Genomic DNA, 6,504 nt, shown 5'->3' on the forward strand with positions numbered 1-6,504 from the left:
TGTAAAGCATTGTTAGAAATTTAAGCTTTTATTTCGATAAAAATGCCAAACAATATTATTTGATTATTCTATATAGCTCAATTCGATTTAGATGATCAATATTATCGACATTGAAGCCACACAACTTTGATAAAGTTTCACGTATAATTCAAACAATTTCTATATTTTTCATAAAAAAGGATGACTCATGAGCGCTCGTCACTCTCGGTTAATTATTTTAGGTTCTGGCCCTGCTGGTTATAGTGCTGCTGTTTATGCCGCGCGTGCAAATTTAAAACCAACCTTAATTGCAGGTATGCAACTCGGCGGTCAATTAACCACCACGACTGATGTTGAGAACTGGCCTGGTGATGCTGAAGGTTTAACAGGGCCTGCATTAATGGATCGTATGCAAGCGCATGCTGAACGTTTTGGTACTGAAATTCTATACGATCATATCAATGAAGTTGATCTTCAGGTTCGCCCTTTCGTGCTTAAAGGCGATATGGATGAGTACACGTGTGATGCGTTAATTATTGCAACAGGCGCAACAGCACAATATTTAGGGCTTGAGTCTGAACAGGCTTATATGGGTCAAGGTGTAAGTGCTTGCGCAACTTGTGATGGTTTCTTCTATAAAAACCAAAAAGTCATGGTTGTCGGTGGTGGTAACACTGCTGTTGAAGAAGCACTATATCTTTCCAATATCGCGTCACACGTTACCTTGGTACACCGTCGTGACAAATTACGTTCGGAAAAAATCCTTCAAGACCATCTCAATGAAAAAGTTAAAGAAGGTAAAATTTCGATCATTTGGAACCATCAAGTTGATGAAGTTTTAGGTGACAGCAATTCTGGTGTGACTTCTGTACGTATTAAGTCTACCCAAGATGATTCAACTCAAGACGTTGACGTATCGGGTATGTTTGTGGCAATTGGTCACAAACCAAATACGGCAATGTTTGAAAATCAACTTGAACTGCGTAATGGTTATATTCAAGTACGCAGCGGTACTACGGGCAATGCCACAGCGACATCTGTAGCGGGTGTATTTGCTGCGGGTGATGTTGCTGACGATGTTTATCGCCAAGCAATTACATCTGCAGGTTCAGGCTGTATGGCTGCACTTGACGCTGACCGTTATTTAGATGGCTTAGAATAATTGATTTATTTTGTGTAAAAACAAACCGCCTACATGGCGGTTTGTCTATTTTTGATTTATAAATAAACAAGAGCAATGACTTTAAATGAATACAAATTATAGGAAAAAACATGACAACAGCGTGGACCGATGGCTACCAGACCGAAGTAAATTACACCTATGGTTACTATAGAGACTTAAGCCCGAATTACCAAAAGTTTTGCTTATTACTCAATGGGGTTGATTGCCCACCCACCAATGAACGTCACAAACATTGTGAACTCGGCTTTGGTCAAGGTGTCAGTCTAAATATTCATGCTGCATCCAGTTTTGGTTTATTTTTTGGTACAGACTTTAACCCTGCTCACGCTGCCCATGCCAATGTCTTGGCTGAACAAAATCAAGTCCCGCATCACTTCTATGATGCAAGTTTTGAAGAGTTACTCAACAAAGACTTACCGATGTTTGACTCGATTAGTTTACATGGGATCTGGAGTTGGATTAGCCACGAAAACCAACATATTATTTTGCAGTTTATCCGAAAATTTTTAAGTCCCAATGGGATTGTCTATATCAGCTATAACTGCTTGACAGGTTGGGCTGCCAATATGCCAGTCCGTGAGCTATTTCACAGTCATTTTAAATTTAATAGCACCAGTACCAACCCGCTACAAAAAGTAAATGATTCACTTAACTTTAGTGAAGAGCTGTTAACGCAAAATCCCCTCTTTGCTCAGAGAAATCCCAATGCACTCAACAAAGTGCAAGATTTAAAAAAGCAAAATCCAAACTATTTGATTCACGAATACCTAAATCAAGATTGGCAATGTTTCTCTTTTCAACAAGTGGTACGAATTTTAGAAGAAATTAAACTGACCTATGCCGGTTCAACAGATTTAAATTCGCATCTAGATAACATTAATTTTAGTGAACAACATCAGCAATTTTTAAACACCATTGAACATCCAGTTTTTAAAGAGCAATGCCGTGATTATTTTGCCAACACACAATTTAGAAAAGACTTATATATCCGCGGAAAAAACACCTTAACTGCATTAGAAATTCAGCATCGCTTGAGAAATACAGCCTTTGTCTTATTAACTGCACCAGAAAAATTACCAAAAACAATTTCAGGATACTTAGGTGAGTTTGATTTAATCCAAGAGATTTATCAACCACTCGGTGCTTATTTTAAACAATCTGACTATAAGCCGCAGACGATTGCAGAGCTTGAACAGGCCATCCCTAATATTACTTATTCCAAGCTGCTTAATGCCTTGGTGATTTTATGCCACTTAGGCTTGGCACAACCGTGTCAGGCAGCTTCAAACCCAGATATGGTTGAACATGCTCAGAAATTAAATCGTTATTTCCTTGAGCAAGCCAGCTATCATACCAATTATCAAGTTTTGGCCTGCCCACTCACAGGGATTGGTATTCCAGCCGATCAGTTTACCCAACTCTTCTATCGCGCTCACTTTATCGATGGGCTAGAGTCTGCCGCACAATTTGCACAATATGTTTGGGACGTGCTGACTCAATTAGGCTGGCTGGTATTGGATCAACAAGGCAATACCGTTTCGGATCCAAAAACCAGCCTTGAAGTCATTCAAGAGAAAGCCCAGTTCTTTCTAGATAGTGACAAACTCAAAATTGCAAAACATTTGAAACTTTTTGCATAAGGTCTGTTTAGACATTTAATCACATGATCAGCTAAGATAAAGCTGATCTTTTTTATTGATGAATTCTCGTGAATCAACTCCCCCTTTCACAATTTATTTTTCCAGATCCAATAGAAGCTGATCCAGATGAACAAGGCTTGATTTGTATAGGTGCAGACTTAGCGCCTTCTACATTATTTGAAGCTTATACGCATGGTTTATTTCCATGGTTTTCCGAAGGTGAACCAATTTGTTGGTGGTGTCCAGAACCCCGTTGCATCATTCGCCCTCAGGATTATCACCCAAGTAAATCACTAATGCGAAATATGAAAAAGTTTGATTATAAAATTACCATCAATCATGCTTTTGAACAGGTCATTCGTTCTTGTTCGCTCCCACGTAGCTATGCGGATGAAACGTGGATTTCCGAGGAGATTATTCACGGTTATTGCCAACTATTTGAAGCTGGTTATGCCTATAGTGTTGAAGTTTGGGATCAAGATAAAATTGTAGGTGGGCTGTATGGTGTGACGATTGGCCATGGTTGTTTTGGTGAGTCGATGTTTAGCACTCAAACCGATGTTTCCAAAATGGCTTTTTACACACTGATGTTATTGGGCCGAGAAAATAATTTACCGTGGATTGACTGTCAGTTGGTCAATGATCACTTACTCAGCCTCGGTGCTTGTACACTTTCTCGCCATGAATACCTTAAATCGTTACAAGATGTAATAAAACAACCCTCTATAGATTGGAAAAGTTATCAAGAGCGTGTATTTTCAAGTAAAACAATAGCGATTTTATCGCGCTTAATGGAATGAAAATAAAAGGAGGGACATGATTTATGAATTCTTATCATCCTAAGTCCCTATTAAACGACTTACAGTACTATATTACGCCACCACATGATTGCAGTTATCTTGAAAATAAATCTGCACGTATGGTGTTTCTCGACCCTGTACATCGTATTGATGTTGTCACACTTTCCGAATTATCGCGTGTAGGTTTTAGACGCAGTGGTGATTTTGTTTATCGCCCTGAATGCCATCTTTGCCGCCAATGTTTATCTTGTCGGGTGCCAGTGACTGAATTTAAAATGAGCAGTGCTCAGAAAAAAGCCTGGAAACGCAATCAAGATTTAACCGTTAAAATTATTTCGACCCAAGAGGCCACACAAACGCATTATCATCTGTACGAGCGTTATATTATTGAAAGACACGCCGATGGTGATATGTTCCCACCCAGTTATGACCAATTTGAAAAATTCCTGATTCACAGTTGTACCAACAGCTTTTTCCTTGAACTGTGGAAAGATGATCGTTTAATTAGTGTCTCTACCTGTGATCAATTAGATGATGGCGTTTCTGCGGTGTATACCTTCTTTGATCCAAATGAAAGTAAGCGTTCACTGGGGGTTTTTGCGATTCTCAAACAAATTGAATATGTAAAATCGTTGGATCTAGATTTTGTTTACCTCGGGTATTGGGTTCCACATGCCGAGAAAATGAATTACAAATCTCAATATGCACCATTTGAATTATTATTAGATGGACAATGGCGACGGATCAATCGTCATTTGGAAGCCAAAGAAATTCAAGAGTTGGGCGATATGTTGATGACCACCCTGCCCTCAGAATGGAATGAGCCGATTATCAAATAATCGGCTTTCGCTGTTCGCATTCTCGATATTGCTTAGGCTTATTTAAATAATTTTGAAAAATCATCACTACAGGCTTTGACCATAATAATTGCATGTTCACGGCCACCCTGTTGATTCGGATAATAATTTTTTCTTAAATCAATTTGATGAAAGTTGGCTTTTTCATACAGCGCAATCGCGGCTTTATTTGACTCACGCACTTCAAGAAAGATTTGTACTGGATTATTTTTTAATAATGCAATCGATTCATCTAACAGTTGATAGCCTAACCCTTTACCCTGCTGGCTCGGATGAATCGCCATAAGCAATAAATTGGCTTCATCTAAAACAGGTTGCAGAATACAAAAGCCCACCACTTGATGGTCTTGCTCAATCACCGTACTTAGATAACTTGTTATAGACTCTTCAAATTGACTTTTTTTCCAAGGATGACTTTGTACCAAGTCTTCAATTTGAGAAACAGCGTGCAGATCTGAAGATTGCATTAAACGAATCATCTGCGTTCATCAACTCAATATAAAAAATGAATTATAAGAAATTAAACCAATAAGTCTAATAAAAAAGAGCAACAATTGTTGCTCCTTAATCAAAATGCTGACTTTAAAACACGTTACAGACCCAGTTTCGCTTTCCATGTCTCAAGCAAACTCACTGTATCGAGATCATTTGGATGAAAACCTGGCTTAAAGTATGCCAACATTTCTTTGGTCATTCCTGTGATAATGCCTTTAGATGGGCTATAAGCATATTTATAAATAATACCGAGCTCTTTTAGGTTGAGCTTGCCATCTTCTTTTAATAAACGCACCACAAAAGATGATTGCGCCATAAAGATGAGTACCATTGCAAAAACTAAAGCCGTGGTACGTAAGCCATAAGCTTTGATACCTTTACCAAACACCGCTTCATAAACATCATAAGCCACTGCTTTATGTTCATTTTCTTCTACAGCATGCCAATACCACATATACGACATGGTTGGATCAGTCATTAACTTTTGGATATGCCCATTGACTAACAGTTGCGAAGCAATTGTTGCAGTAAAATGCTCTAATGCAGTGGTCGCGGTTAAATCCACCATTTCTTGAGTCATACCAAAAGGCTTGACTACACGTGCAAACCATTTACGTGCGCCTTGAATTAACACACCTGTTTCACGCTCGTATTTCTCAACATCATGACCAAATTTTTTTGCTGAAGCATTAAAGTTTTCATGCTCTTTGGTGTGCATAGCTTCTTGACCAATGAAAGCACTAATCTCTTTTTGTAATGCTTCATTGTCCTTGATCGCAGGGTGATAACGTACCGCACGCACAGAATCGATAAAAAGTTTTTCACCATCTGGGAACAATGCTGACAATGCAGTCATGAAATGTGTAATACCCGCTGAACCACTTGCCCAATATTCAGGTACATCGTCAAAATTAAAATCCATACGACGTACAGGGAAAGATGCACCAGCACGGTTTGAAATATTCACTTTTGCATTCATTGCGATTCCTCCTATTAAGTGAGTTTCACTTAAATTCTTTATGTTTGTTTTTCTCTTTCTTTATATTACGTTTTTATGAAAGTTTAATAATTGCAGATTAGGTCACACAAATATCAGTTAAGGACAGCTTTTGATGGGTATTGTCTAACAATTTATAGGCAGTTTATTTTATCCATAAAAAAGCGCCCCAAAGGAGCGCTCTTTTTACACAATCAGCGATTATGCAGTTACTTTAGCAACTACACCAGCACCAACTGTACGACCACCTTCACGGATCGCAAAACGTAGACCTGGGTCCATTGCGATTGGGTGAATTAGTTCTACTGACATTTCAACGTTGTCACCTGGCATAACCATTTCAACGCCGTCTTGTAATTGGATTGCGCCAGTTACGTCAGTTGTACGGAAGTAGAACTGTGGACGGTAACCGTTAAGGAACGGAGTATGACGACCACCTTCTTCTTTAGAAAGTACATATACTTCTGCGTCGAATTTAGTGTGCGGCTTGATTGTACCTGGTTTAGCAAGTACTTGACCACGTTGTACGTCTTCACGCTTAGTACCACGTAAA

General features: G+C 38.9%; 6 protein-coding genes and 1 pseudogene. 4 read left to right on the forward strand and 3 right to left on the reverse strand.

Translation table 11 applies throughout. The features are described from left to right. The first annotated feature begins 187 nt into the window (after positions 1–187). From trxB to M2R48_RS16590, 4 genes are all read left to right on the forward strand, one after another. On the forward strand, positions 188–1,141 hold the full coding sequence (gene trxB / locus M2R48_RS16575; RefSeq protein ID WP_262086804.1) for a thioredoxin-disulfide reductase: 954 nt from the start codon (positions 188–190) through the stop codon (positions 1,139–1,141). A gap of 110 nt (positions 1,142–1,251) precedes the next feature. Next, entirely contained in the window at positions 1,252–2,802 is a 1,551-nt protein-coding gene (locus M2R48_RS16580; protein ID WP_262086805.1) for a class I SAM-dependent methyltransferase, read from the forward strand. Between the two features lie 68 nt (positions 2,803–2,870). Further along, the gene (gene aat, locus M2R48_RS16585; RefSeq protein ID WP_262086806.1) at positions 2,871–3,602 is read left to right on the forward strand and encodes a leucyl/phenylalanyl-tRNA--protein transferase; all 732 of its coding nucleotides are present in this window, start codon (positions 2,871–2,873) and stop codon (positions 3,600–3,602) included. A 23-nt stretch (positions 3,603–3,625) separates the two neighbouring features. Next, the gene (locus M2R48_RS16590) at positions 3,626–4,441 is read left to right on the forward strand and encodes an arginyltransferase (protein WP_262086807.1); all 816 of its coding nucleotides are present in this window, start codon (positions 3,626–3,628) and stop codon (positions 4,439–4,441) included. 38 nt (positions 4,442–4,479) lie between these two features. Here M2R48_RS16590 and rimI read toward each other — a convergent pair whose 3' ends face one another. From rimI to M2R48_RS16605, 3 genes and pseudogenes are all read right to left on the reverse strand, one after another. Beyond that, positions 4,480–4,938 (reverse strand): ribosomal protein S18-alanine N-acetyltransferase, encoded by a 459-nt coding sequence (rimI, locus tag M2R48_RS16595; protein ID WP_004723651.1) that lies wholly within the window; start codon positions 4,936–4,938, stop codon positions 4,480–4,482. A 113-nt stretch (positions 4,939–5,051) separates the two neighbouring features. Continuing rightward, positions 5,052–5,933 (reverse strand): metal-dependent hydrolase, encoded by an 882-nt coding sequence (locus M2R48_RS16600; RefSeq protein WP_004817558.1) that lies wholly within the window; start codon positions 5,931–5,933, stop codon positions 5,052–5,054. A 219-nt stretch (positions 5,934–6,152) separates the two neighbouring features. Continuing rightward, positions 6,153–6,504, reverse strand: a pseudogene (locus M2R48_RS16605) (elongation factor Tu); the annotation flags it as partial.

It is taken from the genome of Acinetobacter sp. I-MWF (genome assembly GCF_025433935.1).
GTDB classification, from domain to species: Bacteria; Pseudomonadota; Gammaproteobacteria; order Pseudomonadales; family Moraxellaceae; genus Acinetobacter; species Acinetobacter guillouiae.